We start from the raw sequence: 25324 nt of genomic DNA on the forward strand, positions 1-25324 counted from the left end.
CCGGGCACTCGGCGGGTGCGGCTGTCAGGATGGTCTGAACGACCGCGCAGGTGCGCGACCGAGCGATGGGATCCCCTGATGACGAACGACGACCGGAGCAACCAGGACCGGACGGGCGACGGCCAGGCGCCGAGCTGGGGCGAAGCCCCGCAGCAGCAGCCCGCCGCCGATGCACCGCGGTACGGCGAGCGGAGCGACCCGACGCCGCAGTACGGGCAGTCCGCCCCGCAGTACGGCGAGCAGCAGAACCAGTACGGGCAGCAGCAGCAGCAGTACGGGCAGCAGCAGGACCAGTACGGGCAGCAGCAGCAGTACGGCCAGCAGCCGTACGCCGCGGCGCCCGCGAGCTCCGGTTCGCCCGCGTGGCAGAGCTACGAGGAGCCGAAGGCCAAGAAGAAGACCGTCGGCGTGATCGCGTTCGTGGTCGGCCTCGCCGCCCTGGTCGTGGGAGCCATCGGCGGGTACCTGTTCGGGCAGTCGTTCGGCGCTTCCGACGCCTTCCGCGACTCGATGCAGAACAGCGGAGCGACGCCGAGCGACGCGCAGATCACCGAGCTGATGACCTCGTCGAACGTCATCACCGGGTCCCTCATGTTCTACCTGGGCACGGCCCTCGGCCTGTGGGCGATCGTGCAGGGCATCATCGCTGCCGTCACCAAGCGTGGCCGCAGTTGGGGCGTCTTCGCCATCGTCCTCGCCGTCGTCGCGCTCATCGTCTTCGTCGTGGCGGTCGGCGTCGCTGCGGTCGCGGCGAGCGGGATGTCCTGATCCGCCGAGCCGGTCCGGAACGGCCCGTCGTGCTCCGGCACGGCGGGCCGTTCTCCGTCCACCGGCGCGAAGCCTGAGCGCGTCGCACCGGCCGCTCCCGGCAGAGCGCGGCTACCCTCGAACCGATGTCCCTCCCGCCCGACGACCGTCAGCAGCCCGACCCGTCCGACCCGTCCCGTGAACCGCGCCACGCGGCTCCCGTGACGGCCGGGGTCAGCCCGGGCAGCACCTTCGCGCCCATCAGCCTGCGGCCGGCGGTCGACGTCGACGCCGTGCACCAGCGTCTGCGCGACCTCGGTCAGAGCCGCAGCACCGAGGCGCTCGCGGAACGCGCCGAACTCCTCCGCCTGCTCGGCCGTCTCGACGAGTCCCTCGTCGTCGCGGAGGAGGTCTTCCGCCTCGCGATGTTCACGGGCGAGCGCCAGGACAAGGTCGCCGCCCGGATCCGGCGCGCGCACATCCTGCACGACCTCGGTCGCCACGACCGTGCCGCGACCGAGGCCGCTCTGGCCCGCGACACCGCCGCGACCGAGGAGTGGCCGGAGCTCGAGGGTGCCGCCGCCGAGATCGAGGGGTGGTCGCTGTTCGAGAACGACCGCTTCGAAGAGGCCCGCGCCGCACTGTCCCGCGCCTACCAGGCGTTCCGCCAGGCCGGTGCCCCGTCCGAGCGCACCGACGCCCTGCGCACCGCGGTCGAGGCGGCGATGCGTGCCTCGATCACGCACCCCGCCGAACCCGCCGACAAGCCGCGGACGGCCCGCGAGGTCGCCGCCCGCCGCGCCGAGGACGACGAACCGACCATGCGCGTCGCCGAGCCGGTCAAGCAGGTGCCGCCGATCCGCCGCCGGGTGCTCGGGGCGCCGGACGCCGCGCGCACCGAGGCCGACGACATCTGGGGACGGATCGCCGCCCGGGCAGCCAAGAAGGGCCAGGCCGACCCCCGCGCCGACCAGTGACCGCACTCGAGACGGTCCGTTCCCGAGCCGAGGCGCTCATCACCGAACACCTCGGCGCGGGCTCGTGGGCCTTCGGGTTCGATCACGCGAAGACCCGCGCAGGACAGTGCGACTTCGCCCGGAAGCGCATCACCGTCAGCCGGCACCTGGCGACACTGTTCTCGGAGGACGACGTCGAGCAGGTCCTGCTGCACGAAGTCGCCCACGCCCTCGCGGGCGCCCGTGCGGGCCACGGCGCGAAGTGGAAGCGGACCGCGTCCGCCATCGGGTACACGGGTTCGCGGCTGCACGACGGCCCGATCGCCAGCGAGCTCGCACCGTGGATCGGGACCTGCCCCGCCGGACACGAGCACTTCCGCTACCGGACGCCCACCCGCCAGCTCGCCTGTGCCCGGTGCTCCCGCCGGTTCGATCCCCGCAACGCCATCGTTTGGCGGCGCCGGAGCGAGGCTGACACCCCGTCGACGGTGGCCTCGACTACCGCATGAGTCCGTCCGCGCTCGGAGGCGCGCCGGTAACCCGTTAGCCTGGACGGATGCACACGGGGCAGCACATCCGCACGGACGCCGGATCCACCTGGTTCTTCGACGCCGGTCGGATCGCCCTGGACTTCGCGCACACCGGTGGGTTCGCCGACGACCCGGACGGCCGGCGTCCCCGATCGCAGCTCGGTGAGCTGCTCGCGAGCCCGGCGGACCTGGACGAGTGGCTCAGCGACCACACCGAACCGATCGACGTCGGGGCGAGCGCGCGCGAGCTGCAGGACGCCCGCGCGCTCCGCGCGGCGATCGCCCGACTCGCCGTCGCCGCAGCCCCCGGCCCGGCGACCACCGCGGCCGAGCGCACCGCCGTCGCGGCGGGCCTGCGTGCCGGGACCGGCCGCACGCGCCCCGCGCCCGACGACATCGACACCGTCAACCTGTTCGCCGCCCTGCCGGACGTGCCCCCGAGCCTCCCGGGTGGCCGACGACGTGCCGGAGCGAACCGCGTCCGCCTGGCCCAGGCACTGTCCAGCGTCGCGCGCGACGCCGTCGCATTGTTCACCGAGGTCGGCTTCGACGACGTCGAGGCCGACGGCCGTCCGACGCGTCTGAGCCGCTGCTCGGCCGACGACTGCGCGCTGGTCTTCTACGACTCCTCGCGGGGCGGGACGCGTCGCTGGTGCTCGATGCAGCGGTGTGGGAACCGCGCCAAGGTCCGTGCGCACCGCGCTCGGCGCGCGGCGGTCTGACCACCCTCCAGCCAGCCGTCAAGGCAGCGCGAAGAAAAAGATTCGGCGCACCGAATTCTCTGGCATGCTGGGTACCGTGACCGACACCGCCGCCGCCAGGACCACCGAGCAGCCCTCCGGCACGCCGCGCCGCCGCGCTGCCGGCCTCACCCTGCTCGGCCCGGCGTTCGTCGCGGCCATCGCCTACGTCGACCCCGGCAACGTGGCGGCCAACCTCACCGCCGGGGCGAAGTACGGCTACCTGCTCCTCTGGGTCCTGGTCGCCGCGAACGCGAGCGCGGTCGTCGTGCAGTACCTGTCCGCCAAGCTCGGCGTCGTCACGGGCAAGTCCCTCCCGGAGCACCTCGGCCTGCGGATGCGTCGCACCCCGAGGCTGCTGTTCTGGGGGCAGGCCGAGATCGTCGCGGCCGCGACCGACATCGCCGAGGTGATCGGCGGCGCGCTCGCCCTGCACCTGCTCTTCGGCCTGCCACTCGTCGCCGGTGGGCTCATCACGGGCGTGGTCTCGATGCTCCTGCTGACCCTGCACAGCCGCCGCGGGACCCGCACCTTCGAAGCCGTCGTCACGGCGATGCTCGCGATCCTGACCGTCGGCTTCTGCGCCGGACTGCTCTTCGCGCAGGTCTCCCCCGCCGAGCTCGTCAGCGGCCTGGTGCCGCGGTTCGAGGGGTCAGAGTCGGTGATGCTCGCGGCGTCGATGCTCGGCGCGACGGTCATGCCGCACGCGGTCTACCTGCACTCGGCGCTCGCCCGCGACCGGCACGGCGACGTGCCCGCCGGGCCCGAGCGCCGCCGCGTGCTCGTCGCGACCCGGTGGGACGTCGGCCTCGCGCTAGTGGTCGCCGGCGGCGTGAACATCTGCATGCTCGTCCTCGCCGCGGCGACGCTACCCGGGGTCGCGGACACCGACTCGATCCCCGGAGCACAGCGGGCGATCGCCGAGCACGTCGGGCCCGTCGTCGGGGTGCTGTTCGCGGTGGGGCTGCTGGCGTCCGGACTGGCATCGACCTCGGTCGGCTGCATGGCCGGCGCCGAGATCATGAAGGGGCTGCTGCACGTCCGGATCCCGCTCGTGGCGCGGCGCGTGATCACCCTGGTGCCGGCGATCGTGCTGCTCGCGATCGGTGCCGACGCGACGATGCTGCTGGTGGTGAGCCAGGTGGTGCTGAGCTTCGGGATCGCCTTCGCGATCGTCCCGCTGGTCGTCTACACGTCGCGCCGCAGCATCATGGGCACGGACGTGAACGCCGCGACCACCCGCGTGGTGGCGTGGGTGATCGCGGCGGTCATCGTGGCGCTCAACGTCGCGCTGATCGTGCTCACGGTGACGCAGTGAGCGCCGGGACGTACGTCGTCACTCGACGACCGTGACGTCCTTCCAGAACGCGACGTAGCCCGAGTAGTCCTTGCCGACGCGGTCGAACGACGACGGGATCGGCGTCGGGTAGGACCACGCGCGGTCCTGCAGCGCTTGTCCGTCCACGTTCACGGTGAAGTACTGCGTGTCGCCCTTCCACGGGCAGTGGTACTGGGTGGGGCTCTCGGTGAACAGCTCGGACTTCACGCTCGACGGCGGGAAGTACCAGTTGCCCTCGATCTTGATGAGGTCCTCTTCCGGGGCCTCCGCGATCACCGTGTCGCCGACGACTGCCTTCATGCGTTGCTCCTTCGCTCGCTGGTGCCGGACGGCCTGGACGGCGCTCCGGTCCCTGTCCGCCCGAACGCTACGCCCGGCCCCGCGATTCCCGCAGGACGACCAGGCCCGGTCCGACGGCGAGCGCCGCGTGCACCGGCTCGCGACCGAGGACGGCCGCGCTCTCGGACGCCGTGACCAGGTGCTTCACCGCGCGCCGGAGCCCGGTGTACGCCGCGCAGGCCGCGGCAGCCTCCGGTGAGGTGTGGTCGATCCCGACCGCGGCGAGCGCGTCGACGACGGCGCCGGCGGCGAGCAGGTCCTCGACGGCGAAGTCGGGTGCGTCGGGCACGTCGACGGTCTCGCCCGCGGCCTCGGCCGCGTCGTCCAGCGCTCCGGGATGGTGCAGCCCGGCGGCGACGACCGCGACGACGCACCGGTCGCCACGATCGGACTGGAGGCCCGTCACCCGTTCCGCGATCGCACTCGCGTTGCCGAGGTGGCCGAGCACGACCTCCGGACCGTCCGGCAGCTGGACGGTCGCGTTCCGCAGCGCGCGGCGCTGCGCCGCCGCGTCCGGCGAGCTCGGCAGGACGTCCACCCAGACGACGAGGTGTGCGCCGTGGGCGATGCGTGCCGCACCACCGGTGCCCCACGCGAACCGGACCTGGTACTGCTCCTGGGTGCGTTCTGCCACGTCCGTCACGATAGCCGTCCGGGCGATGCTGTCCCTCTCCACAGGGTGGCCGTCCCGACAGGCTCCACCATGGTCGACGACCGTAGGATGCACTTCCATGGAGATCGCCCCCGCGCCCACCCTGACCGGCGACCGTGTGACGCTCGAGCCCCTCGCGCAGGAGCACGCGGAAGACCTGCGGGCAGCGGTGACGGACGGCGATCTGTGGCGCACCTGGTACACCTCGATCCCAGCTCCCGCCCAGGTCGAGGACGAGATCGACCGGCGTCTCGCCGAGCACGAAGCCGGCCGCATGGTGCCCTTCGCGGTGCGTGACCGTCCGACCGGCCGCGTGGTGGGCTCGACGACCTTCATGAACATCGACGCGGGCAACCGGCACGTCGAGATCGGCAGCACGTTCCTGGCGAAGTCGGCGCAGCGATCGGGCATCAACACCGAGGCGAAGCTGCTGATGCTGTCCCACGCGTTCGAGGCCTGGCAGTGCATCGCGGTGGAGTTCCGCACGCACTGGCACAACCACCAGTCCCGCGCCGCGATCGCCGGTCTGGGCGCGAAGCAGGACGGCGTGCTGCGGAACCACTCGATCGGTCGCGACGGCACGCTCCGCGACACCGTGGTGTTCTCGATCATCGTTTCGGAGTGGCCGGCGGTCCGGCTGTCCCTGGCCGAGCGGCTCCGGCGGCACGACCGCGCCGAGGGGTCGCGCCGCCGGTCCGCCCGGCACGCCTGACCGTCAGAGCGTGTGACGGACCGTCCGGTCGCCGAGCGGCTGGACCGGACGCGCGTTCTCGACGTGCGCTGCCTCGAGGTCGGCGAGCTGGTCGGCGCCGAGCTCGATCGGGTCCTCGAGCACGATCCACCGCACCCCCTCGGTGCAGGGCGGCGTGGTGAGCGACCCCTCGTAGGTCGCGAAGGAGCGCGATGCGGGCAGCATCGCCTCGACGTCCACCGTGCTCTCCCGGCCGGCACCCGCCGTCGCCCCGGCGAGGTAGCTCTCGTAGGCGGGGTTGTGCGCGCCCCGCTCGGCGAGGACCCCGACGACGGTCAGGGCTCCGCGGTCGTCGGCGTGCACGAAGTGGAACTCCGCGTCGGCCGGGTCACCGTCGACGGTGTGCTCCGACCCCGCGTGGAAGTGCATCTGCACCAGGTCGAGGTCCGCGCCGGCGATGGTCGTCGAGGCACCGTCGCCGGCGGTGAACTGCACGGTGTGCCCGTTGTCCGCCGTCAGACCCCGGACGGCGCCCGAGACCACGAGGTCGAGGTCGGCGCCACCGCGGGCGGCCGGGAGGTCGATCGGGGACTGCTGGTCGCCGGTGCCGCACGTGCCGTACTCGTCGGTGAGACCACCCCAGTGCTGCGGGGCGCCTGCTCCCTCGTACGACCACGACGTGCCGGCGTCGTGCGCGTCGGCCTCGGGAGGCGTTCCGGCCGCGCACCCAGCGAGGACGAGGAGGACGGCGGGGGCGGCGAGCAGGGGGAAGCGGGGGTGAGTGGATCGCATGCTGTCCACACTCACATACTCGTATTTCACATTTGCCGAGAGCGGTCGTCGACCGCGAGCGTAGGGTCCTGGGCATGCACGTCGGTATCCGGATCGTCCTCGATGCGCCGGTCGACGCCGTGCGCGATGCCCTGCTGTCCCCGTCCGTGATGGTCGCGGTGACGAAGCCGTTCCTGGTGTACCGCTCGCGCAGCCCCGAGGGGTTCCCGGAGCGGTGGGAACCGGGGCACCCGCACCCGATCACCGCGAGTGCGTTCGGCCTCGTGCCGAGCGGCGACACGCACGTCGACCTCGACCTGTACGAGATCGACGGCGTCCCCGTGCAGCGTGACAACGGCGGCGGCACGAGCGGGCTGTTCGGCCGCATGACGATGCGCCACCGGATGGCGGTCGTGCCGGCTCCCGGCGACCGGACGCTGCTCATCGACCGCCTGACCTACCGGATGCGGCCGTGGCCCCTCGGCGCACTGCTGTGGCCGGGGATGTGGGTCATCTGGCAGTGGCGGGCGTACCGGATGCGTGCGCTCGCGCCCACCTGGCGGACGGATGCTGCCTGACCGAGGCGAGTCGAGCCTCCCGTCCACCGCGGAGCGGGCGTAGCCTCGACCACGTGAGCCAGACGCGCCCCCAGGAGCCGACGACCGACGACCGTGTGCGCAGCACGCTGGCGACCGTGGACTGGCGGCGCATGACGTTCGACCTGTACCGCCGTGTCCGTGCGACGCCGGATCCCCAGACGGCGCACGCGCTGTGGCGGGAGACCCGCGACGCGATGTTCGCGGAGCACCCCGCGTCGCCGCTCCTGGACGAGGACGCCCGCGACTTCGAGTCGCTGCCCGTGCCGGACTACGACCCCGCCTGGCGATTCCAGGTGCGCATCGAACCCGCCGAGCCCGCCGAGTTCGACTACGAGACCGGCACCGACGGCACCGTGCACTTCGACCGCCTCGGCGTTGTGACGGTCCCGGGCGTCGGCACGCTCGACGTCTGGTCGCACGGCGGCTACGCGGGCGGGCTGTTCGTCCCCGTGAAGGACTCCAGCGCCGGCAAGGCCCGTGGCACGTACGGCGGCGGACGCTACCTGCTCGACACGATCAAGGGCTCGGACCTGGGCGGCGACGACGCCGACTCGCTCGTGCTGGACTTCAACTTCGCGTACAACCCGTCGTGCGCGTACGACCCGGCGTGGGCGTGCCCGCTCGCGCCTCCCGGCAACACCGTGCCGGTGCCGATCCCGGTCGGCGAGCAGTACGACTTCTAGGGTGGAACGCATGGCAGGACTGGTCGCACTCGACGCCGGCGGACGTGTGCCGCCCTTCGAGCAGGTCCGCTCGCAGATCGCGGCACAGATCGGCGCGGGGTACCTCGTCGACGGCGAACGGCTGCCGAGCGTGCGGGGGCTGGCCGACGAGCTCGGGCTGGCAGCCGGCACGGTCGCGAAGGCCTACCAACTGCTCGAGGAGGCCGGGCTCGTGCACACCGCGCGTGGTGCCGGCACCCGGGTGGTGCGGCCGGCCGAGGTGCCCGACGCCGTGGCTGATGCGGCACGCGCGCTGGCAGCCGCTGCCCGCGCGGCTGGTCTGTCGGCCGACCAGGCGGCCACCGCGCTCAAGGACGCCTGGCCCGCGTAGGCGCGGGGCTTTGGGGCGTACCTGGTGCTTTCGGGCGTACCTGGTCGGAAGTTCCGGCCCGGTACGCCCGATTCGACTTTCCATCGCGGGCGTTCTGGAAGGAACCCGCGCTCAGCAGTGCTCGAAGACGTAGGCGTCGTCGGTCGGCGTGACCAGGTCGCGGTCGCGCAGGATCGTCATCGCCGGGCGGCTCTTCAGCTTGCAGACCGAGCCCCACGAGCGCTCGAGGGTGTCCGCGTACTCGATGTCGATGACCCGCTTGCCGTAGGCCTTCGTGTACGCCGAGCACTCCCGGTACTGCACGCACTCCTCGGCGACGACGAAGTCGAACCCGGTCTGCTTCCGGCCGGAGGCCCCGAGCTGCGGCGTGTTCTTCTGCCCGACGGCCAGGCCGTGGCGGTGCCCGGTGTCGACGAGTGACTTCGCCAGCGCGAGGTTGCCGGCGCGCGTGAGCCGCTTCCCGCTCCGGGTCCACGAGTCGAGGTTGTCGAACTCGACCGCGTCGAACCCGCGGTCGCCGCAGCGGGCGATGGACTTCGCGAGCACCTTCGTGATGAGCGCGCGCTTCGCTGCCGTCCGGGTGTCGAGGAGCATCTCGTCCGGCCAACCCGGGTCGGACACCGGCTTGCCGGCCCGGTCGCGCAGGATCGCCGACGGGTACGACCCCGTCCACGTGCGGGCGGACTCGGGCTGCGTCTGGAACCCGTTGACGTAGCAGATGTCGTACTTGCCCGTCGCAGGCTTCGCAGTGCTGTCCCGCTCGACGATCGTCACGCCGGACGGCGGCGTGTAGGAGCCGCCGAGCTGGTAGTCCGGGCGCCCCGAGGTCGGCAGGTTGCGGTAGCTCGCCGCAGCGCTGGTCGGAGCAGCTTCGGCGCAGCCGGCCGTGCCGAGGACGGCCACCAGGGCCATCGCGGTGGTGATCAGGACGGTTCGCGTGCGCACCCGGGAATCCTCGCATGCGCACGGCGAACGGACCGGTCCTGGGTTCTGCGGGGTCGACACGCTATGCTGGTGGTACTCGAGACGCCGATCGTCTCGTGCGTCGTACGGACGCCCCGAACTCCCGACCACGTTCCACTGATCCTCTGGTCGATGATCGAGCACCTCCCGAAGGTGCCCAGGCTTCTCTGCTGCGGCGACTGCGCCAGCCACCTCTGTTGGCGCGCATCCCGCCCGCGCGCTGCCTCAGAGCGCGCCCACAGCCGGTCTCATCCGGCTCGAAAGGTCACCATGACCACCAATGACCTCCGTTTCTCCGACCTGGGCGTCCCCGCGCCGATGGTCGCCGTCCTCGCCGACCAGGGCAAGGAGACCGCGTTCCCGATCCAGGAGGACACGCTCCCCGACTCCCTGCAGGGCAAGGACGTCCTCGGCCGTGGCCGCACCGGCTCCGGCAAGACGATCGCGTTCGCGATCCCGCTCGTCGCCCGTCTCGCCGCCAGTGGCCGCAAGCGCCGTGCCGGCCGCCCCCGTGCCCTGGTGCTCGCCCCGACCCGTGAGCTCGCGACCCAGATCGACGTCGCCCTCGCTCCGCTCGCGAAGGCCATGGGCCTGAACACCACGACCATCTTCGGTGGCGTCGGACAGGGCCGTCAGGTCGACGCCCTGCGCGGCGGCGTGGACGTCGTCGTGGCCTGCCCGGGCCGTCTCGCCGACCTCATGCAGCAGGGCCACGTCAACCTCGGTGACATCGAGGTGACCGTCCTCGACGAGGCCGACCACATGGCCGACATGGGCTTCCTGCCCGGCGTGACCAAGATCATGCAGGCGACGCCCGAGCAGGGGCAGCGTCTGCTGTTCTCCGCCACGCTCGACAACGGCGTGGACAAGCTCGTCAAGAAGTTCCTGCACAACCCGGTGATGCACTCCGTCGACGAGGCGAACAGCCCCGTCGAGGCGATGACCCACCACCTGTTCGAGGTCGCCGACGCCGACGCGAAGAAGCACCTCGTGAGCACCCTCGCCTCGGGCAACGGTCGCCGCATCCTCTTCATGCGCACCAAGCACCACGCCAAGCGCCTCGCCAAGCAGCTCAGCAGCCAGGGGATCCCGGCCGTCGACCTGCAGGGCAACCTGTCGCAGGGCGCCCGTGAGCGGAACCTGGCGAAGTTCTCGTCCGGCGAGGCCCTCGTCCTCGTCGCCACCGACGTCGCCGCCCGTGGTGTGCACGTCGACAACGTCGAGCTCGTCGTGCACGTCGACCCGCCCACCGAGCACAAGGCGTACCTGCACCGCTCGGGCCGTACCGCCCGTGCCGGTTCGTCCGGTGACGTCGTCACGGTGACGATGCCCGCCGAGCGTCGCGACGTCGCGCAGATGATGCGTGCCGCCGCGATCAAGGTCACCCCGCAGCAGGTCACCGCGACCTCCCCGGCGGTCACCACGCTCGTCGGTGAGATCGCCCCGATCCGCCACGTCGCCGAGGACCAGCCCGCGCAGCAGCAGCGTCAGCCGAAGCAGCGCTCCTCCGATTCCGCCGGTGACCGTGGTCGTCGTGGTCGCGGCGGCCGTCCGGGAGGCTCGGGTCAGCCCGCGCGTGCCGGCTCGGCTTCCGAGTCCGCCGGTTCGGCCGGGGGCCGTCAGGGCCGTCCGGCTCGTGGCGCACGTTCCGAGGGCACCGGGCGCTCCGCCGCCGCGGGCGCGGGCTCGACGGGTGGTCGCCGTACCGGCGGCAGCCGTCGTGCCGGCAGCGACACCGTGCGCGGTGGGTCCTCTGCCGTCTGGTCCTCGGACGGTGGCTACGCCGCGGGCCGTGGAGCCGGCCAGGAGTCGGGCGGGGGCCGTCGTGGCTCGTCGCGCCGTGCCTCCCGTCCGGCCGGCGCTGCCGACCGCCACTGACCTGTCGACCCGGCCCGCGCTGACCAGCGGGGGACAACCTTGGGGGCGCCTGCGAAGCGGACGCCCCCGAGGCGTACGTTCTCCTTCACCGGATGCCGCGCAAGCGGCTGACGGGGAAACGTCCGCTGTTGGAAGGAGTGCCTATGGCTGGGATCGAAGACATCAAGAACGCCGCTGAGAAGGCGGCAGGCAAGGTCAAGGAGGCCGTCGGGAACGCGACGGACAACGACCACCTCAAGGCTGAGGGCAAGACCGATCAGGTCAAGGCCGACACCAAGCAGGCGGGTACGAACGTCAAGGACGCCGCTTCAGGCGTCGCCGACAGCCTCAAGAGCGACCGCGACACGAAGTAAGAAGCCGGTTCACTACCGCGCTGCGAAGCCCCCGGATCCGATCGGATCCGGGGGCTTCGTCGTGCGCGGGTGCTCCGTCGTGTTCCAGAACCGGGCGGGTCGCTACATGAGCGCGCCGACCGACGCGAGGCCCGCGCGCAGCAGAGCGCCGCGGCCACCCTCCATGTCGTCGGCGACGCCGTCGGACGCGGCTTCCATCGGGGTCATCCAGGTGAGCTCGAGGGCGTCCTGCCGGGGCTCGCACGTGCCGGTGACCGGGACGACGTAGGCCAGCGAGATCGCGTGCTGTCGCTCGTCGGTGTAGACCGAGGCGCCGGGCAGCGGGAAGTACTCGGCCACGGTGAACGGCGTCGGGCTCGACGGCAGCTGCGGGAACGCCATCGGGCCGAGGTCCTTCTCGAGGTGACGGAAGAGCGCCGTGCGGATGGACTCGCCGAACATCACGCGACCGGACACCAGAGTGCGGACGATCGAGCCGCTCGGGGCCACACGCAGCAGCACTCCGACCTCGGTCACGACGCCGAGCCCGTCGGTACGGACGGGGATCGCCTCGACGTAGCAGATGGGGAGTCGACGACGCGCGTTGGCGAGTTCCTCGTCGGACAGCCAGCCGGAGTCGGGGTCGGGGGTTTGCAACGAGGCCATGCACCGTGTCTACCAGGGACGGCGTCGAGTTCGGCGGAAGGCGCGGGACTTGGGGATGGTTAGCGTTGTCCACATGATCGATGCAGACCTGGTGCAGTGGACCCGTCCCGCGGAGGAACGCGCAGGGACACCGCTGCTCGTGACCATGCACGGGGTGGGGTCGAACGAACGCGACCTGCTCGGACTCGCCCCCGCGCTGCCGGCGGCCTGGACGATGGCGTCACTGCGGGCACCGATGCCGTGGGGCCAGGGGTTCAGCTGGTACCCGCTCGGGACGCCGGGCTCCCCCGCACTCGAGCCCGTCGACGCCGCCGTCGCCGAGGTGCTCGCGTGGGTCGACTCCGTCGCCGCCGACCACCCGCGGATCGGGCTGCTCGGGTTCTCGCAGGGCGGGTCGATGGCGCTGCAGCTGCTGCGCGCACGGCCCGCGGCGTTCGCGTTCGCGGTGTCGCTGTCCGGGTTCGTCGTGCCGGGGGTGACGGACTCGCGCGACGAGGCCGTCGCCGCCGTCCGGCCGCGGGTGTTCCTCGGGCACGGCGACCTCGACCCGGTGATCCCGGCGGAGGCCACCGCGCGGACGCAGGCGTGGGCGGCGGCGAACACCACCGTGACGGACCGGACGTACGAGGGTCTGCCGCACGCGGTGTCGGCAGCGGAGCTGTCGGACGTCGCGGCGTTCATGGGGGCGTAGGCGCGGGGCGCGCTTGGTGAGCAGAAATGGTCGGGTCCGACGTGCGGACTCGACCTTTTCTGCTCACGATGCGCGGGGGTTAGCCCCGGCGACGACGGACGGGAGGCACGGTGCCAGCTGGCACCGTGCCTCCTGACCGTCAGTCGGCGAGGATCTGCAGCAGGTCCTTGCGGAGCTGGTCGACCTTGGCGGTGGCGGCCTTGGCCTGGTCCTCCGTCGCGGTCGTCCGGTACATCTGCAGGACGCCCATGGTCTTCCGGAGCGCTTCGAAGAACTCGCGCTGCGCGTCCGGGATCCCGGGGGCCGCGTCGAGTGCCGCTGCGATCTCGTCGGCCTTCGCCTCGGCCTCGGCCTTGCCGGCATCGGTGAGCTCGAAGAGCGTCTTGCGGCCGTCGCCCGACGAGACCACGAGGTCTTCGTCGACGAGCTGCTGGAGCGTCGGGTAGACCGAGCCGGGGCTCGGCTTCCAGGCGCCGCCGGTGCGTTCGGCGATGGTCTTGATCACGGCGTAGCCGTTCTGCGGCCCCTCGGCCAGCAGGCCGAGGATCGCGAGGCGGACGTCACCGCGGCGGCGGCGTTCGCGACCGAAGCCGGGTCCGCCGAAGCCACCGAAGCCGGGGCCGAAGCCCATGCCCGGCCCGAAGCCCGGGCCGAAGCCACGGCCGCCTCGGCCGCCGTGCTCGTGGTCACCGCGGTCGCGGCCGGGGAAGCCGGCGCCGTGGTGCTGCCGCGCGCCGCCGAAACGGGGGCCGCGCGGGTGGTGGTTGCTGTCGTTGTCGTTGTGCATGGGGCGCATGGTGCGTCCTTCCTTGTTGCTGAGTCGGCTCGCGATCGGTCTGACTGGTTTCGTCTTCGTCGTATCGCGATGTGTTTACGATAGATCGCTAACTATCGTCTTGTCAAGGGGTACTCCCCGCTCGGGCTGCTGTCGGTGGTGACGGGCAGGATGGGCGGACCATGACGGACGTCTTCGAGCGCTTCTCCCCCGCGACCGCGGAGTGGTTCCGAGGTGCGTTCGACGCCCCGACACCGGCGCAGGCGGGCGCCTGGGACGCCATCTCGACGGGGCAGCACGCACTCGTCATCGCGCCGACCGGTTCCGGCAAGACCCTGGCCTCGTTCCTGTGGTCCATCGACCGGCTCATCAGCGCGACCGACCGGCCGCCGGCCAAGCAGCGCACACGGGTCCTGTACGTCTCGCCGCTCAAGGCCCTCGGCGTCGACGTCGAGCGGAACCTGCGCAGCCCGCTCGTCGGCATCACGCAGACGGCCAGGCGGCTCGGTACCGAACCACCAGAGGTCACCGTCGGGGTGCGAAGTGGCGACACCCCGTCGTCGGACCGGCAGAAGCTGCTCCGCCAGCCGCCGGACATCCTCATCACGACGCCCGAGTCGCTGTACCTCATGCTCACCTCGCAGGCGCGCGAGACCCTGGTCAACGTCGACACCGTCATCGTGGACGAGGTGCACGCGGTCGCCTCGACCAAGCGCGGAGCGCACCTGGCCGTCTCGCTCGAGCGGCTCGACGACCTGCTCGACAAGCCGGTGCAGCGCATCGGGCTGTCCGCCACGGTCCGGCCGCCGGAAGAGGTCGCTCGGTTCCTCGGCGGGCGTGCACCGGTGACGATCATCGCCCCGCCGGCGCAGAAGACCTTCGACCTGCGGGTCGTCGTGCCGGTCGACGACATGGCCGAGCTCGGTGCTCCGCCGGTCGGTGCGGACGCGTCCGACGCGCCCGCGAACGGCTCGATCTGGCCGCACGTCGAAGAGCGTGTGGTCGACCTCATCGAGGAGCACCGGTCGACGATCGTGTTCGCGAACTCGCGGCGACTGGCCGAGCGACTCACCGCGCGGCTGAACGAGATCCACGAAGAGCGCGTCATCGCTGCGGCGGCTCCGGCCGCGGTGGGCGATGCGCTGGTGCCGGCGGGTGTCTCGCCGGCCGACGACGGGCTGCCGGTGGCGCGGGGTCGCGCGCAGTCGCCCGCCCGGACCTCGGCACATGCGGTCGCACCCCAGGGCACGAAGCGGCCGCCGGCGCAGATGATCGGCGCGTCCGGGCAGACCGGTGGCGGCGGCTCCGACACTGCAGTGCCCGTGCTCGCCCGCGCCCACCACGGCTCGGTGTCAAAGGACCAGCGCGCCATCATCGAGGACGACCTGAAGTCCGGTCGGCTGCGGTGCGTCGTCGCGACGAGTTCGCTCGAGCTCGGCATCGACATGGGCGAGGTCGACCTCGTCGTCCAGGTCGAGGCGCCGCCCTCGGTCGCGAGCGGTCTGCAGCGCGTCGGGCGTGCCGGGCACCAGGTGGGCGAGATCTCCCGCGGAGTGCTGTTCCCGAAGCACCGCGCCGACCTCGTCAACAGTGCGGTCACGGTCGAACGGATGGTCTCGGGGCAGATCGAGTCGATCTCGGTGCCGGCGAACCCCCTCGACGTCCTGGCGCAGCACACCGTCGCTGCCGGGGCGATCGACACCGTCGACGTCGAGCACTGGTTCGACCTGGTCCGGCGGAGCGCCCCGTTCAGCGGCCTGCCCCGCTCGGCGTTCGACGCCACGCTCGACCTGGTGACCGGGCGGTACCCGAGCGACGAGTTCGCCGAACTCCGCCCGCGGCTGGTGTGGGACCGCGTGCACGGCACCCTGACCGGACGACCCGGCGCCCAGCGGCTCGCGGTGACGAGCGGCGGCACGATCCCGGACCGCGGCATGTTCGGCGTGTTCATGGTCGGCGAGAAGGCCTCCCGGGTCGGCGAGCTCGACGAGGAGATGGTCTACGAGTCCCGCGTCGGCGACGTCTTCGCCCTCGGAGCCACGAGCTGGCGGATCGAGGAGATCACCCACGACCGGGTCATCGTGAGCCCAGCCTTCGGACAGCCCGGTCGGGTGCCGTTCTGGAAGGGCGACGGCATCGGCCGCCCCGCCGAACTCGGTCGCGCGACGGGGGCGTTCGTGCGCGAGGTCGAGGGCTCCTCGGACGACGACGCCCGCGCCCGGGTCGCCGCCGGCGGCCTCGACGAGCGTGCCGTCACGAACCTGCTGACCTTCCTGCGCGACCAGCGCGCGGCCACCGGGCACGTGCCCAACGACACCACGCTCGTGGTCGAGCGCTTCCGCGACGAACTCGGCGACTGGCGGCTCATCCTGCACTCGCCGTACGGCATGCAGGTGCACGCGCCGTGGGCCCTGGCGGTCGCGGCACGGCTGCGTGAACGCCACGGCATCGACGGCGACGCGATGGCCGCCGACGACGGCATCGTGGTGCGCATCCCCGAGACCGACGCCGAACCGCCGGGCGCCGACCTGTTCGTGTTCGAGCGCGACGACCTCGAGGCACTCGTCACGGACGAGGTCGGTGGCTCGGCGCTGTTCGCCGCGCGGTTCCGCGAGTGTGCGGCGCGCGCCCTGCTGCTGCCCCGTCGGAACCCCGGGCAGCGATCGCCCCTGTGGCAGCAGCGGCAGCGGGCCTCGCAGCTGCTCGAGGTGGCCCGGAAGTACCCGTCGTTCCCGATCGTGCTCGAGACCGTGCGCGAAGTGCTGCAGGACGTCTACGACGTGCCCGCCCTGCTCGGCATCGCCGACGAGATCGCCGGCCGCCGCATCCGCCTGGTCGAGACCGAGACCGAGACGCCGTCCCCGTTCGCCCGTTCGATCCTGTTCGGGTACGTCGCCGCGTTCATGTACGAGGGCGACTCCCCGCTCGCCGAGCGTCGGGCAGCGGCACTGTCGCTCGACTCGACCCTGCTCGGCGAACTGCTCGGCCGCGCGGAACTGCGGGAGCTGCTCGACCCGGCGGTCATCGCCTCGGTCGAACAGGACCTGCAGCGGCTGTCGCCGGACCGCCGGGCGCGCGACGCCGAGGGGCTGGTCGACGTGCTGCGGCTCGTCGGCGCGCTCGACCTCGACGAAGCTGTCGACCGGAGCTGGCTGGCGGCGTCGGACGACCGCTCCGCCGCTGCGACCGAGGTGCAGACCGTGCTCACCGCGCTCGAACGCGACCGCCGTGTCCTGTCGTTCTCGCACGCCGGGTCCACCCGCTGGGCCGTCATCGAGGACGCCTCGCGCCTGCGCGACGCCCTCGGGGTCCCGCTGCCGATCGGCGTGCCGACCGCGTTCGTCGAACCCGTCGCCGACCCGCTCGGTGACCTGGTCGGCCGGTACGCCCGGTCGCACGGGCCGTTCTCGGCGCAGGAGGCCGCGGGTCGCCTCGGCCTCGGGGTCGCCGTCGTGCAGGACACCCTGCGCCGTCTGGTCGCCGACCGACGTGTGGTCGAGGGCGAGTTCCGCCCGGATCGGCAGGGCGCCGAGTGGTGCGACGCCGAGGTCCTGCGCCGGATCCGCACGAAGTCCCTCGCCGCGCTCCGCCACGAGGTCGAGCCGGTGTCGCCGGACACGCTCGCGCGCTTCCTGCCCGCCTGGCAGCACGTGCAGACCCCCGGCACCCGCGGCGGCCTGCGCGGGGTCGACGGGGTCCTGCAGGTGATCGACCAGCTCGCCGGCGTCGCCCTGCCCGCCAGCGCCTGGGAGACCCTGGTGCTGCCCGCGCGGGTGACCGACTACTCCACGAACATGCTCGACGAGCTCACCGCCACCGGCGAGGTCCTGTGGTCCGGCGGCGGGACCCTGCCCGGCAACGACGGGTGGGTGCGCCTGCACCTCGCCGAGACGGCGTCGACGACGCTCGCCGAGCCCTCCGGCGACGAGACCACCGAGCTGCAGCGCGACGTGCTCGGTGCCCTGGCCGGCGGCGGCGCGTACTTCTTCCGCCAGCTCGGGCAGGCCGTCGGCAGCACCGACGACCCGGCCCTGACGACGGCGCTGTGGGACCTCGTCTGGGCCGGACAGATCACGAACGACACGTTCGCTCCGCTGCGCTCGATGCTCGGCGGCAAGGCGAAGAGCAGCAGCGCCCCGCGGGCTCGTGCGTACCGCGGGCGCCGCCGTCCGACGATGCCGACGCAGTCCGGCCCGCCGTCCGTCGGTGGCCGCTGGTCCCTGCTCCCCCTGGCCGAGTCCGACTCGACCGTACGGGCCGCCGCGACCGCCGAGCAGCTGCTCGAGCGCTACGGGGTCGTCACCCGCGGGGCCGTCCAGGTCGAGGGGGTCCGAGGTGGGTTCGCCGGTGTGTACCGAGTGCTCTCGCGGTTCGAGGAGTCCGGGCGGGCGCGCCGCGGCTACTTCATCGAGGGGCTCGGGGCCGCACAGTTCGCCACGGGTCCGACCATCGACCGGCTGCGGACCTACGCCCGTGACCTCGACGACGACGAACGCGTCGACCCGGACCGGAAGCGCGAGGCACTGACCCTGGCCGCGACCGACCCCGCGAACCCGTACGGCGCATCGCTGCCCTGGCCGTCCGACGACCGCGCGGCGGCCGACACGGACGTCACGGGCGCCGACGTCGCTGCTGTCGCTGCGGCTGCGCAGAAGGCCCCGGCACCGGCCACCACCGGCGCACGCGGCCACCGGCCCGGGCGCAAGGCCGGAGCACTCGTCACCACCGTCGACGGCCGGCTCGCGGTGTACGTCGAGCGCGGCGGCAAGTCGGTGTTGACCTTCACCGACGACCCCGCCGACCTGGCCGTCGCAGCGGCGTCGATCGCGGGCATCGTGCGCACCGGACTGCGGAAGCTCGCGGTCGAGCGCGTCGACGGCGAGTTCGTGCTCGGCACCCCGCTCGGCACCGCGCTGGGCGACGCCGGGTTCACCGCCACCCCGCAGGGACTCCGGCTCCGTGCCTGAGGGCGACACCGTCTACCGGGCAGCCCACCGGCTGCACACGGCGCTCGCGGGCAAGGTCCTGACCCGGAGCGACTTCCGGGTGCCCGCGTTCGCGACCGTCGACCTGGTCGGCCGCACCGTCGACGAGGTCGTGCCCCGTGGCAAGCACCTGCTGCACCGGATCGGGGACCTGACCGTGCACTCGCATCTGAAGATGGAGGGGCGGTGGGACGTCTACGCCCCCGGCGAGCGCTGGCGACGCCCGGCGCACCAGGCACGCGCGATCCTCGACACCGAGGACGTCTCGACCGTCGGGTTCACGCTCGGGGTGCTCGAGGTGGTCCCCCGCGACCAGGAGTCCGAGGTCGTCGGGCACCTCGGCCCGGACCTGCTCGGGCCCGACTGGGACGCCGACCTGGCGCTCGAGAACCTGACGCGGGATCCTGCACGCCCGGTCGGACTGGCGCTCCTCGACCAGCGGGTGCTCGCCGGCCTCGGCAACGTCTACCGCAACGAGCTCTGCTTCCTGCGCGGGGTCCTGCCGACCCGCCCGGTGGCCGAGGTGCACGACGCCGGCCGGACGATCTCCCTGGCGAGCCGGCTCATCCTGGCGAACCGGGACCGCAGCCACCGGGTGACGACGGGGATCGATCGCCCGGGGCGTCGGTTCTGGGTCTACGGACGCGCGGGCAAGCCGTGCCTGCGGTGCGGCACCCGGATCCGGCGAGGGGACCTCGGTGACTCGGAACTCACCCTGCGGGACACCTACTGGTGCCCGCGCTGCCAGACCTGAGCCGCGGGCGCAGCGACGAGCACCGGCACGTGCCTGCTCACCGGGTGACGGGGTGCAGGCGCTCGGCGGCGGTCGACCGCACCGCGTCCGTGACCCGCTCGAGCAAGGGTGACGCCAGGTTCCACCGCTGCCACCACAGGGCGACGTCGGCTCGGCGCGTCGGGGTGAGCTCGAGCAGCTCGCCCCGCGCCAGGGCATCGAGGCACTGCGCCTCGGGCAGCATCCCCCACCCGAAGCCGAGCGAGACCGCCCGTGCGAAGTCGGCCGAGGTCGGGACGAAGTGGCGTGGACCGGAGGGCGCGTGGCCGAGCACCCGGCGGAGGTAGCCCTGCTGCAGGTCGTCGTCACGGTCGTAGTCGACCAGGGGCACCAGGTCGAGGCGGCTCAGCATCCGCCGCTCGGTGTCGGCGTCGGCCAGGTAGCGGTTGACGAACGCCGGCGACGCCACCGCCCGGTACCGGTCGATGCCGAGCGGCACCGACGAGGAGCCCTGCACGGGGTCCGCCTCGGCCGTCACGGCACCCATCACCGTGCCGGCGCGCAGCAGCTCGGCGGTGCGGTCCTGGTCCTCGCGGTGCAGGTCGAAGACCACCTCGGTGTCGGCACGGACGAGTGCGAGCGCGTCGAGGAACCACGTGCCGAGCGAGTCGGCGTTGACGGCGAGCGGGATCGACGGCACCGCAGACCCCGCACCGTCGGCATCGGTCTCGCCGAGTGCGCGAGCGGTCTCGTCGTCGAGCAACCGCACCTGACGTGCGTGCCGGAGCACGACCGCTCCGTCGGCAGTCGGGGTGACCGGGGTCGTCCGTTGCAGCAGAACCCGGCCGACCTGCTGCTCCATCGACTTGATGCGCTGCGAGACCGCCGACGGGGTGATCGCCAGGGCCCGGGCGGCCGCGTCGAGGGTGCCGTGGTCGACGGCGGCCAACAGGGTCTCGAGGTGCTCGCGCTGGAACCGGACCATGCAGTGCAGCTTACGGCGCTGAAGGAACGTGAGCTGGTCTACAGCCGAGGGAGTACCTAGCGTCGTGGACGTGACCGCACTCCTTCCCCTGCTCGCCGGCCTCGGCACCGGACTCGCCCTGATCGTCGCGATCGGTGTGCAGAACACCTACCTGCTCCGGTTGGCGGTCAGCTCGGGGCTGCGGGTGGTGACGGCGGCGGTCGTCGTGTGCGCGGTGTCGGACGCCGTGCTCATCGTCGCCGGGGTGCTCGGCGTCGGGGCCGTGGTCGAGCGGTTCCCGGTGGCGCTCGTCGTCGTGCGGTTCGTCGGGGCCGCGTTCCTCGTGACCTACGGCGTGCTCGCCGCGCGACGGACGCTGTGGCCGTCGAGCGACGCCATGCGCGTGGCCGACGAGGCGGCGGACGACGTGACCATCTCGACTCGCGTCGCCGACCAGGCGGCGGACGACGGCGTGCCGGAGCCGGCCGCGGGCAGTGGACCCGAGCGCCCGGGGACGGTGGTGGCGGGGCGGACGCGCACCGCGCCTCCCGGCCAGGCGGTCACCATGCGCACGGCGGTGGTGACCATGCTCGTCTTCACGTGGGCGAACCCGCACGTGTACCTGGACACGCTGGTGTTCCTCGGGTCCGTCGCGAACCAGCAGGGCCCGGACGACCGCTGGCTGTGGACCGTCGGCGCCGTCGCGGCGAGCTGCCTGTGGTTCGGCGCGCTCGGGTTCGGCGGGCGACTGCTCCGGCCGCTGTTCGCGAAGCCCCTGACGTGGCGGGTGTTCGACGGCCTGGTCGCCGTCGTGATGCTGGGCTTCGGCGTCCTGCTGGTCGTCGGCGCGTAGGAGGCCGGAGCCCGCTACTGCTGCCCCTTGCCCACCCGGCTGTTGCGGCGGCTGTACCCGAAGTAGATGGCGAAGCCGATGACGAGCCAGACGACGAACCGCAGCCAGGTCTCGACCTCGAGGTTCAGCATCAGCCAGAAGCACAGCACCGCCGACAGGATCGGGATCACCGGCGACCACGGCACGCGGAACGAGCGCGGAGCGTCCGGGCGCGACTTGCGGAGCACGATGATGCCGATCGACACCAGCACGAAGGCCGACAGCGTGCCGATGTTGATCATGCCCTCGAGCTTGTCCACCGCCGTGAACCCGGCGAGCAGCGCGACGACGACGCCCGCGACGACCTGCACGCGCACCGGCGTCTGCGTCTTCGGGTTCGTCTTCGAGAACCAGCGCGGCAGCAGACCGTCACGGCTCATCGCGAAGACGATGCGGGACAGACCGAGCAGCAGCACCATGACGACGGTCGTCAGACCGATCAGGGAGCCGATGGCGATGATGCCGGCAGCCCACGGCAACCCGACGATGTCGAAGGCCGAGGCCAGGGACGGTGCGTCCTCCTGCGCCAGGCGCTGGTAGGAGACCATGCCGGTGATGACGATGCTGACGCCGACGTAGAGCAGCGTCACGATGCCCAGGCCGATGAAGATGCCGCGGGGCAGCGTCTTCTGCGGGTTCTCGGTCTCCTCCGCGCTGGTCGCGACGACGTCGAAGCCGATGAACGCGAAGAACACGAGCGACGCCGCGGCGAGCAGCCCGAAGACGCCGTACTGCGCGGGCTCGGAACCGGTGAACCACGACACGAGCGACTGGGTCCAGACGCTGCCCTCCGCGCCCTTGGCGGGCTCCGACGGCGGGATGAACGGGGTGAAGTTCGCGGCCTTGACGAAGAACGCGCCGGCGACGATGACGAACACCACGATGGCGACCTTGATGATCGTGATGACCGCCGAGACCCGCGACGACAGGCGGGTGCCGAAGGCGAGCAGCGCCGTGAAGATACCGACGATCAGGACCGGGCCCCAGGTGAACGGGATCGGGCCGAGCTGGATCGTGCTCGGCAGGGTCACACCGAACACGTCGAACGCGGTGCTGAGGTAGATGCCCCAGTACTTCGCGATGACGGCGCTGGCGGTGAGGGTCTCGAGGATGAGGTCCCAGCCGACGATCCAGGCGAGCAGCTCGCCCATCGTGGCGTAGGTGAACGTGTAGGCGGAGCCGGCGACGGGGATCGTCGAGGCGAACTCGGCGTAGCACATGATGGCCAGGCCACACGTGACGGCGGCGAGCAGGAACGAGATGATGACGCCGGGCCCGGCGAAGTTCGCGGCGGCGTTCGCGCCGACCGAGAAGATGCCGGCGCCGACGGCGACCGCGATGCCCATCGCGGCGATGTCGAACGTCTTCAGGGAGCGTTTCAGGGACCGGCCCTGCTCCTCGGAGTCGGCCAGTGAGGCCTCGATCGACTTGATGCGGAGCTTCGTTGCCATGGGGTGGATCCCGTCATCGACTGGGCGGCGGACCCCGTGACAGTACTGGTGTACCACCCCGACACGCAAACAGCGGAGCCGCTGGGCGCATGGGAACCAGGTTCCGGACGCGGAACCAGGGAACGGCGCGGTGCAGTGTCCGGAACCAGGTTCCGTGGGCAGAGCGGGTCGACCGGGAGGCCCGGCTCGGCTCAGGCGGATCGGCGCCAGTCCGCCAGGAACCGCGCTCCGGCCTCGTCGTGGATCACCCCGTCGGGTGCGGTGAGCACCGGGTACGGCGTCGCCGGCACGCCGTCCGAGGGACGGACGTCGACGTGCGCGACCTCGTGGCCGTTCGCGTGCAGCCAGTCCGCCATCGCGTAGTCGCTGCGCGAGTCGCCCATCGTGCGCCAGGCCGTCGGCAGCTCGCCGTCCTGCGCCAGGAGCTCGAGCGACCGCTCGGCGCCCATGTCCTTGCCGCTGCGGTCGGACTCGACGTCGGTCGAGATGATCGTCGGGTCGATCCGCCACTGCACGGCACCGTCGGCGTCGGGTCGGACGTCGTCGAGACGGCGCACGCCCAGGCCGCGACGCTCGAGGGCCGCCATCGCCTTCGCGTCGAACTCGGGCTGCCGAGCCAGGTACGTGGCGTTCGGCACCTCCACCCGCTGCTCGATCGACACCATGGCGCGCTTCGTCTCGTCGAAGAACACCAGGTCGGCGTACTCGGTGCGGACGAGCTCGCGCATCTCGTCGGCGTAGTCGCGCGGGAGCGCCAGGTCGTCGGCGACGGTGAGCTCGCTCATGCCGCCCTCGTACTGCGGGCCGATCGAGCACCAGACGGCGCCCTTCTCGCAGACGGCGTGCACGCGGCCACCCTCGGCGAGACCACCGGCGAGCAGCGGACCGACCACCTCGCTCCGGATGAAGGCGTCGCTCCGACCGGTGTTGAAGACGACGGGGATGCCCTCGGCGGCGAGGGCGACGAGGTCCTCGATGATGCTCGGGATCGCGATGGTGCGGGAGACGGGGCTGGCGATGGGCCCGTCGACGTCGAGCAGGAGTCCGAGACGAGGTGCGTTCACCACGCCATCCTCTCGCAGTCAGCTGCTCGGTGAGACGACCCGGACCAGGAACCCGTCGAGCACGGCGCCGATCGCGGCCGGGTCGGGCACGTGACCCTGCCCGGGGACCTCGACGTAGCCCGAGCCCGGCACGGCCTCGACGACCGCTCGGGCCGCCTGCCGCATCCACTCGTGGCCGTCGCTGCCCGCGGCGACGAGCACCGGGACACCGACCGCTGCTGCCACCCGCTCCGGGATCGCCAGGCCGTTGAGCACCCGCACGTCGCGGCTGAGCACGTGGGCGTCGACGACGAGCGACCGCCAGAGCGCACCCTTCAGCCGCAGCGCCGAGATCTGCCCCATCGGCACCCCCAGGACGTGCGCGAGGAACGCCCGGACGGCCTGGGCGCGACGGCCGGCGGCGACGTGCTCGTCGAGCAGGTCGGCGAAGACGACGTCGTCGGCGTGCGGGTCGACCGTCGCCCGGTACGGCGGCTCCCACAGCACGGCGGCCCCGAGCGGGACGCCGGCGGCGAGGCCCCGGAGGACCACCCCCGCGCCGACGCAGAGGCCGAGCGCGGCGACGGGTCCGTCCACACTCGCGACGACGGCCGCGAGGTCCTCGACCTCGCGCTCGATCGTCCACGGGGTGGTGTCGCCGCTCGCACCGCGGCCCCGCCGGTCGTACGTGATGACCCGGTAGCGGTCCTGCAGGCCGCCGGTCAGGTGCTCGACGGTGGGGGTGCCGTGGTGGTCGAAGGCGCCACCGACCACGACGAGCGCCGGACCGGTCCCCGCGTCGGACACGGCGATCACCGTGCCGTCGGCGGAGACGACCGTGCGGTCGACGTGCTGGTCCATTGGGGGCCTTCCGAGGGTGGTTCGACGGCGCTGCGTCGGGTCCTCGGGAGGGACCGGGCGGGTCGGTCCTCGAAGCATGGCATCGGAGCGCTCCCACGTCACCACCCGCAACCAGGGGGAGACGACCGATCCGGGTCCGGCTCCGCTCAGCGGTCGCGGTAGATCGCTCGGCGGTGGCCGGCATCGACGACGATCACGATGAGTCGGCCGTCGTCGATCTCGTAGATCAGACGGTAGTCACCTGATCGCACCCGCCAACCGGGTCGGTTCACGAGCTTCCGAGCTGCCGGGGGCCGCGGGTGGTCGGCGAGGATCGCGAGGAGTCCCTCGATCCGCCGACGACCGTCGGGCGGGAGCTTGCGGATGACACGTTGCGCGGACGGGATGACCTCGACCGACCAGGTCATCCGAGTCCGAGTTCGCGCTTGAGATCGTCCCACTGCACGTTCTCGCCGCCGATGCGCTTGTTCTCCGCGATGGCAGCGTCGTACGCGACCAGGTCGTCGAGGTCCTCGGCCGCCTCGAGCAGGCGGTCCAGGACATCCGCGTCCACCACCGCCGCGACGCGCTTGTTGCGCCGGGTCAGGTAGACGGGTTCGTGCCGGGCGTCGTCGATGATCGACGCCAGGCGGCCACGTGCTTCGGAGATCGACACTTCGCTCACCTGTACATT

General features: G+C 72.3%; 27 protein-coding genes. 15 read left to right on the plus strand and 12 right to left on the minus strand.

Annotation, left to right across the window (positions count from 1 at the left end):
- Positions 1-78: 78 nt before the first annotated feature.
- The 5 genes from EDF28_RS01895 to EDF28_RS01915 all read left to right on the plus strand — a co-directional run bounded on the left by EDF28_RS01895 (position 79) and on the right by EDF28_RS01915 (position 4291).
- Positions 79-768 carry a hypothetical protein gene (locus EDF28_RS01895; protein WP_123936980.1) on the plus strand — a complete coding sequence of 230 codons (690 nt, stop codon included), beginning with the start codon at positions 79-81 and terminating at the stop codon, positions 766-768.
- Positions 769-893: 125 nt separating this feature from the next.
- A complete protein-coding gene (locus tag EDF28_RS01900) occupies positions 894-1724 on the plus strand; it encodes a hypothetical protein (protein WP_123936981.1) in 831 nt (276 codons plus the stop codon).
- On the plus strand, positions 1721-2212 hold the full coding sequence (locus EDF28_RS01905) for a SprT-like domain-containing protein (protein WP_123936982.1): 492 nt from the start codon (positions 1721-1723) through the stop codon (positions 2210-2212). The genes EDF28_RS01900 and EDF28_RS01905 overlap by 4 nt, the downstream gene beginning before the upstream one ends.
- A gap of 47 nt (positions 2213-2259) precedes the next feature.
- Positions 2260-2955: a CGNR zinc finger domain-containing protein gene (locus EDF28_RS01910; RefSeq protein WP_111083499.1), complete on the plus strand. Its 696-nt coding sequence runs from the start codon at positions 2260-2262 to the stop codon at positions 2953-2955.
- A gap of 76 nt (positions 2956-3031) precedes the next feature.
- On the plus strand, positions 3032-4291 hold the full coding sequence (locus EDF28_RS01915) for an Nramp family divalent metal transporter (RefSeq protein WP_221182533.1): 1260 nt from the start codon (positions 3032-3034) through the stop codon (positions 4289-4291).
- A gap of 18 nt (positions 4292-4309) precedes the next feature.
- Here EDF28_RS01915 and EDF28_RS01920 read toward each other — a convergent pair whose 3' ends face one another.
- Positions 4310-4612: a DUF427 domain-containing protein gene (locus tag EDF28_RS01920; RefSeq protein WP_111083501.1), complete on the minus strand. Its 303-nt coding sequence runs from the start codon at positions 4610-4612 to the stop codon at positions 4310-4312.
- 67 nt (positions 4613-4679) lie between these two features.
- Positions 4680-5285 (minus strand): hypothetical protein, encoded by a 606-nt coding sequence (locus EDF28_RS01925; protein WP_260154470.1) that lies wholly within the window; start codon positions 5283-5285, stop codon positions 4680-4682.
- A 97-nt stretch (positions 5286-5382) separates the two neighbouring features.
- Here EDF28_RS01925 and EDF28_RS01930 point away from each other — a divergent pair, with 97 nt between their 5' ends.
- Positions 5383-6015, plus strand: a complete 633-nt coding sequence (locus EDF28_RS01930) for a GNAT family N-acetyltransferase (protein ID WP_123936984.1) — start codon at positions 5383-5385, stop codon at positions 6013-6015.
- A gap of 3 nt (positions 6016-6018) precedes the next feature.
- Here the strand turns inward: EDF28_RS01930 and EDF28_RS01935 are convergent, their stop codons facing one another.
- Positions 6019-6786 (minus strand): carbonic anhydrase, encoded by a 768-nt coding sequence (locus EDF28_RS01935; RefSeq protein ID WP_123936985.1) that lies wholly within the window; start codon positions 6784-6786, stop codon positions 6019-6021.
- A 74-nt stretch (positions 6787-6860) separates the two neighbouring features.
- Here EDF28_RS01935 and EDF28_RS01940 point away from each other — a divergent pair, with 74 nt between their 5' ends.
- The 3 genes from EDF28_RS01940 to EDF28_RS01950 all read left to right on the plus strand — a co-directional run bounded on the left by EDF28_RS01940 (position 6861) and on the right by EDF28_RS01950 (position 8417).
- Positions 6861-7343 (plus strand): hypothetical protein, encoded by a 483-nt coding sequence (locus EDF28_RS01940; protein ID WP_123293092.1) that lies wholly within the window; start codon positions 6861-6863, stop codon positions 7341-7343.
- 131 nt (positions 7344-7474) lie between these two features.
- Positions 7475-8047, plus strand: a complete 573-nt coding sequence (locus EDF28_RS01945) for a DUF1684 domain-containing protein (protein ID WP_123293403.1) — start codon at positions 7475-7477, stop codon at positions 8045-8047.
- 10 nt (positions 8048-8057) lie between these two features.
- On the plus strand, positions 8058-8417 hold the full coding sequence (locus EDF28_RS01950) for a GntR family transcriptional regulator (protein WP_165901018.1): 360 nt from the start codon (positions 8058-8060) through the stop codon (positions 8415-8417).
- Between the two features lie 111 nt (positions 8418-8528).
- On the opposite strand, the gene EDF28_RS01955 is transcribed toward EDF28_RS01950, so the two are convergent.
- On the minus strand, positions 8529-9362 hold the full coding sequence (locus EDF28_RS01955; RefSeq protein ID WP_123936986.1) for an endo alpha-1,4 polygalactosaminidase: 834 nt from the start codon (positions 9360-9362) through the stop codon (positions 8529-8531).
- Positions 9363-9650: 288 nt separating this feature from the next.
- Here EDF28_RS01955 and EDF28_RS01960 point away from each other — a divergent pair, with 288 nt between their 5' ends.
- Both EDF28_RS01960 and EDF28_RS01965 read left to right on the plus strand, forming a co-directional pair.
- Complete coding sequence (locus EDF28_RS01960; protein WP_123936987.1) at positions 9651-11258, plus strand: DEAD/DEAH box helicase; 1608 nt, start codon at positions 9651-9653, stop codon at positions 11256-11258.
- 143 nt (positions 11259-11401) lie between these two features.
- A complete protein-coding gene (locus tag EDF28_RS01965; RefSeq protein WP_111083508.1) occupies positions 11402-11611 on the plus strand; it encodes a CsbD family protein in 210 nt (69 codons plus the stop codon).
- Between the two features lie 102 nt (positions 11612-11713).
- Here EDF28_RS01965 and EDF28_RS01970 read toward each other — a convergent pair whose 3' ends face one another.
- On the minus strand, positions 11714-12256 hold the full coding sequence (locus EDF28_RS01970) for an NUDIX hydrolase family protein (RefSeq protein WP_111083509.1): 543 nt from the start codon (positions 12254-12256) through the stop codon (positions 11714-11716).
- A gap of 73 nt (positions 12257-12329) precedes the next feature.
- Here EDF28_RS01970 and EDF28_RS01975 point away from each other — a divergent pair, with 73 nt between their 5' ends.
- Positions 12330-12947 carry an alpha/beta hydrolase gene (locus tag EDF28_RS01975; RefSeq protein ID WP_185094113.1) on the plus strand — a complete coding sequence of 206 codons (618 nt, stop codon included), beginning with the start codon at positions 12330-12332 and terminating at the stop codon, positions 12945-12947.
- Between the two features lie 139 nt (positions 12948-13086).
- On the opposite strand, the gene EDF28_RS01980 is transcribed toward EDF28_RS01975, so the two are convergent.
- Positions 13087-13743, minus strand: a complete 657-nt coding sequence (locus tag EDF28_RS01980) for a PadR family transcriptional regulator (protein ID WP_111083510.1) — start codon at positions 13741-13743, stop codon at positions 13087-13089.
- A 161-nt stretch (positions 13744-13904) separates the two neighbouring features.
- Here EDF28_RS01980 and EDF28_RS01985 point away from each other — a divergent pair, with 161 nt between their 5' ends.
- Complete coding sequence (locus tag EDF28_RS01985; RefSeq protein ID WP_123936989.1) at positions 13905-18689, plus strand: DEAD/DEAH box helicase; 4785 nt, start codon at positions 13905-13907, stop codon at positions 18687-18689.
- Positions 18682-19461, plus strand: coding sequence for an Fpg/Nei family DNA glycosylase (locus EDF28_RS01990; RefSeq protein WP_123936990.1), 780 nt, complete (start codon positions 18682-18684; stop codon positions 19459-19461). The genes EDF28_RS01985 and EDF28_RS01990 overlap by 8 nt, the downstream gene beginning before the upstream one ends.
- Positions 19462-19498: 37 nt before the next feature.
- Here EDF28_RS01990 and EDF28_RS01995 read toward each other — a convergent pair whose 3' ends face one another.
- A complete protein-coding gene (locus EDF28_RS01995; protein ID WP_123936991.1) occupies positions 19499-20425 on the minus strand; it encodes a LysR family transcriptional regulator ArgP in 927 nt (308 codons plus the stop codon).
- Positions 20426-20495: 70 nt separating this feature from the next.
- On the opposite strand from EDF28_RS01995, the gene EDF28_RS02000 reads away from it, so the two are divergent.
- A complete protein-coding gene (locus EDF28_RS02000; protein WP_185094114.1) occupies positions 20496-21257 on the plus strand; it encodes a LysE/ArgO family amino acid transporter in 762 nt (253 codons plus the stop codon).
- 14 nt (positions 21258-21271) lie between these two features.
- Here EDF28_RS02000 and EDF28_RS02005 read toward each other — a convergent pair whose 3' ends face one another.
- From EDF28_RS02005 to EDF28_RS02025, 5 genes are all read right to left on the minus strand, one after another.
- Positions 21272-22747, minus strand: a complete 1476-nt coding sequence (locus EDF28_RS02005; RefSeq protein WP_123936993.1) for an APC family permease — start codon at positions 22745-22747, stop codon at positions 21272-21274.
- 191 nt (positions 22748-22938) lie between these two features.
- The gene (locus EDF28_RS02010) at positions 22939-23811 is read right to left on the minus strand and encodes a hypothetical protein (RefSeq protein WP_131845918.1); all 873 of its coding nucleotides are present in this window, start codon (positions 23809-23811) and stop codon (positions 22939-22941) included.
- Positions 23812-23829: 18 nt separating this feature from the next.
- A complete protein-coding gene (locus EDF28_RS02015) occupies positions 23830-24651 on the minus strand; it encodes an alpha/beta fold hydrolase (RefSeq protein ID WP_165918691.1) in 822 nt (273 codons plus the stop codon).
- A 146-nt stretch (positions 24652-24797) separates the two neighbouring features.
- Entirely contained in the window at positions 24798-25058 is a 261-nt protein-coding gene (locus EDF28_RS02020; RefSeq protein ID WP_123293075.1) for a type II toxin-antitoxin system RelE/ParE family toxin, read from the minus strand.
- Complete coding sequence (locus EDF28_RS02025; RefSeq protein ID WP_123293073.1) at positions 25055-25315, minus strand: type II toxin-antitoxin system Phd/YefM family antitoxin; 261 nt, start codon at positions 25313-25315, stop codon at positions 25055-25057. The genes EDF28_RS02020 and EDF28_RS02025 overlap by 4 nt, the downstream gene beginning before the upstream one ends.
- Positions 25316-25324 lie beyond the last annotated feature (9 nt).

Source organism: Curtobacterium sp. PhB137, assembly GCF_003814955.1.
Classification (GTDB): Bacteria; Actinomycetota; Actinomycetes; order Actinomycetales; family Microbacteriaceae; genus Curtobacterium.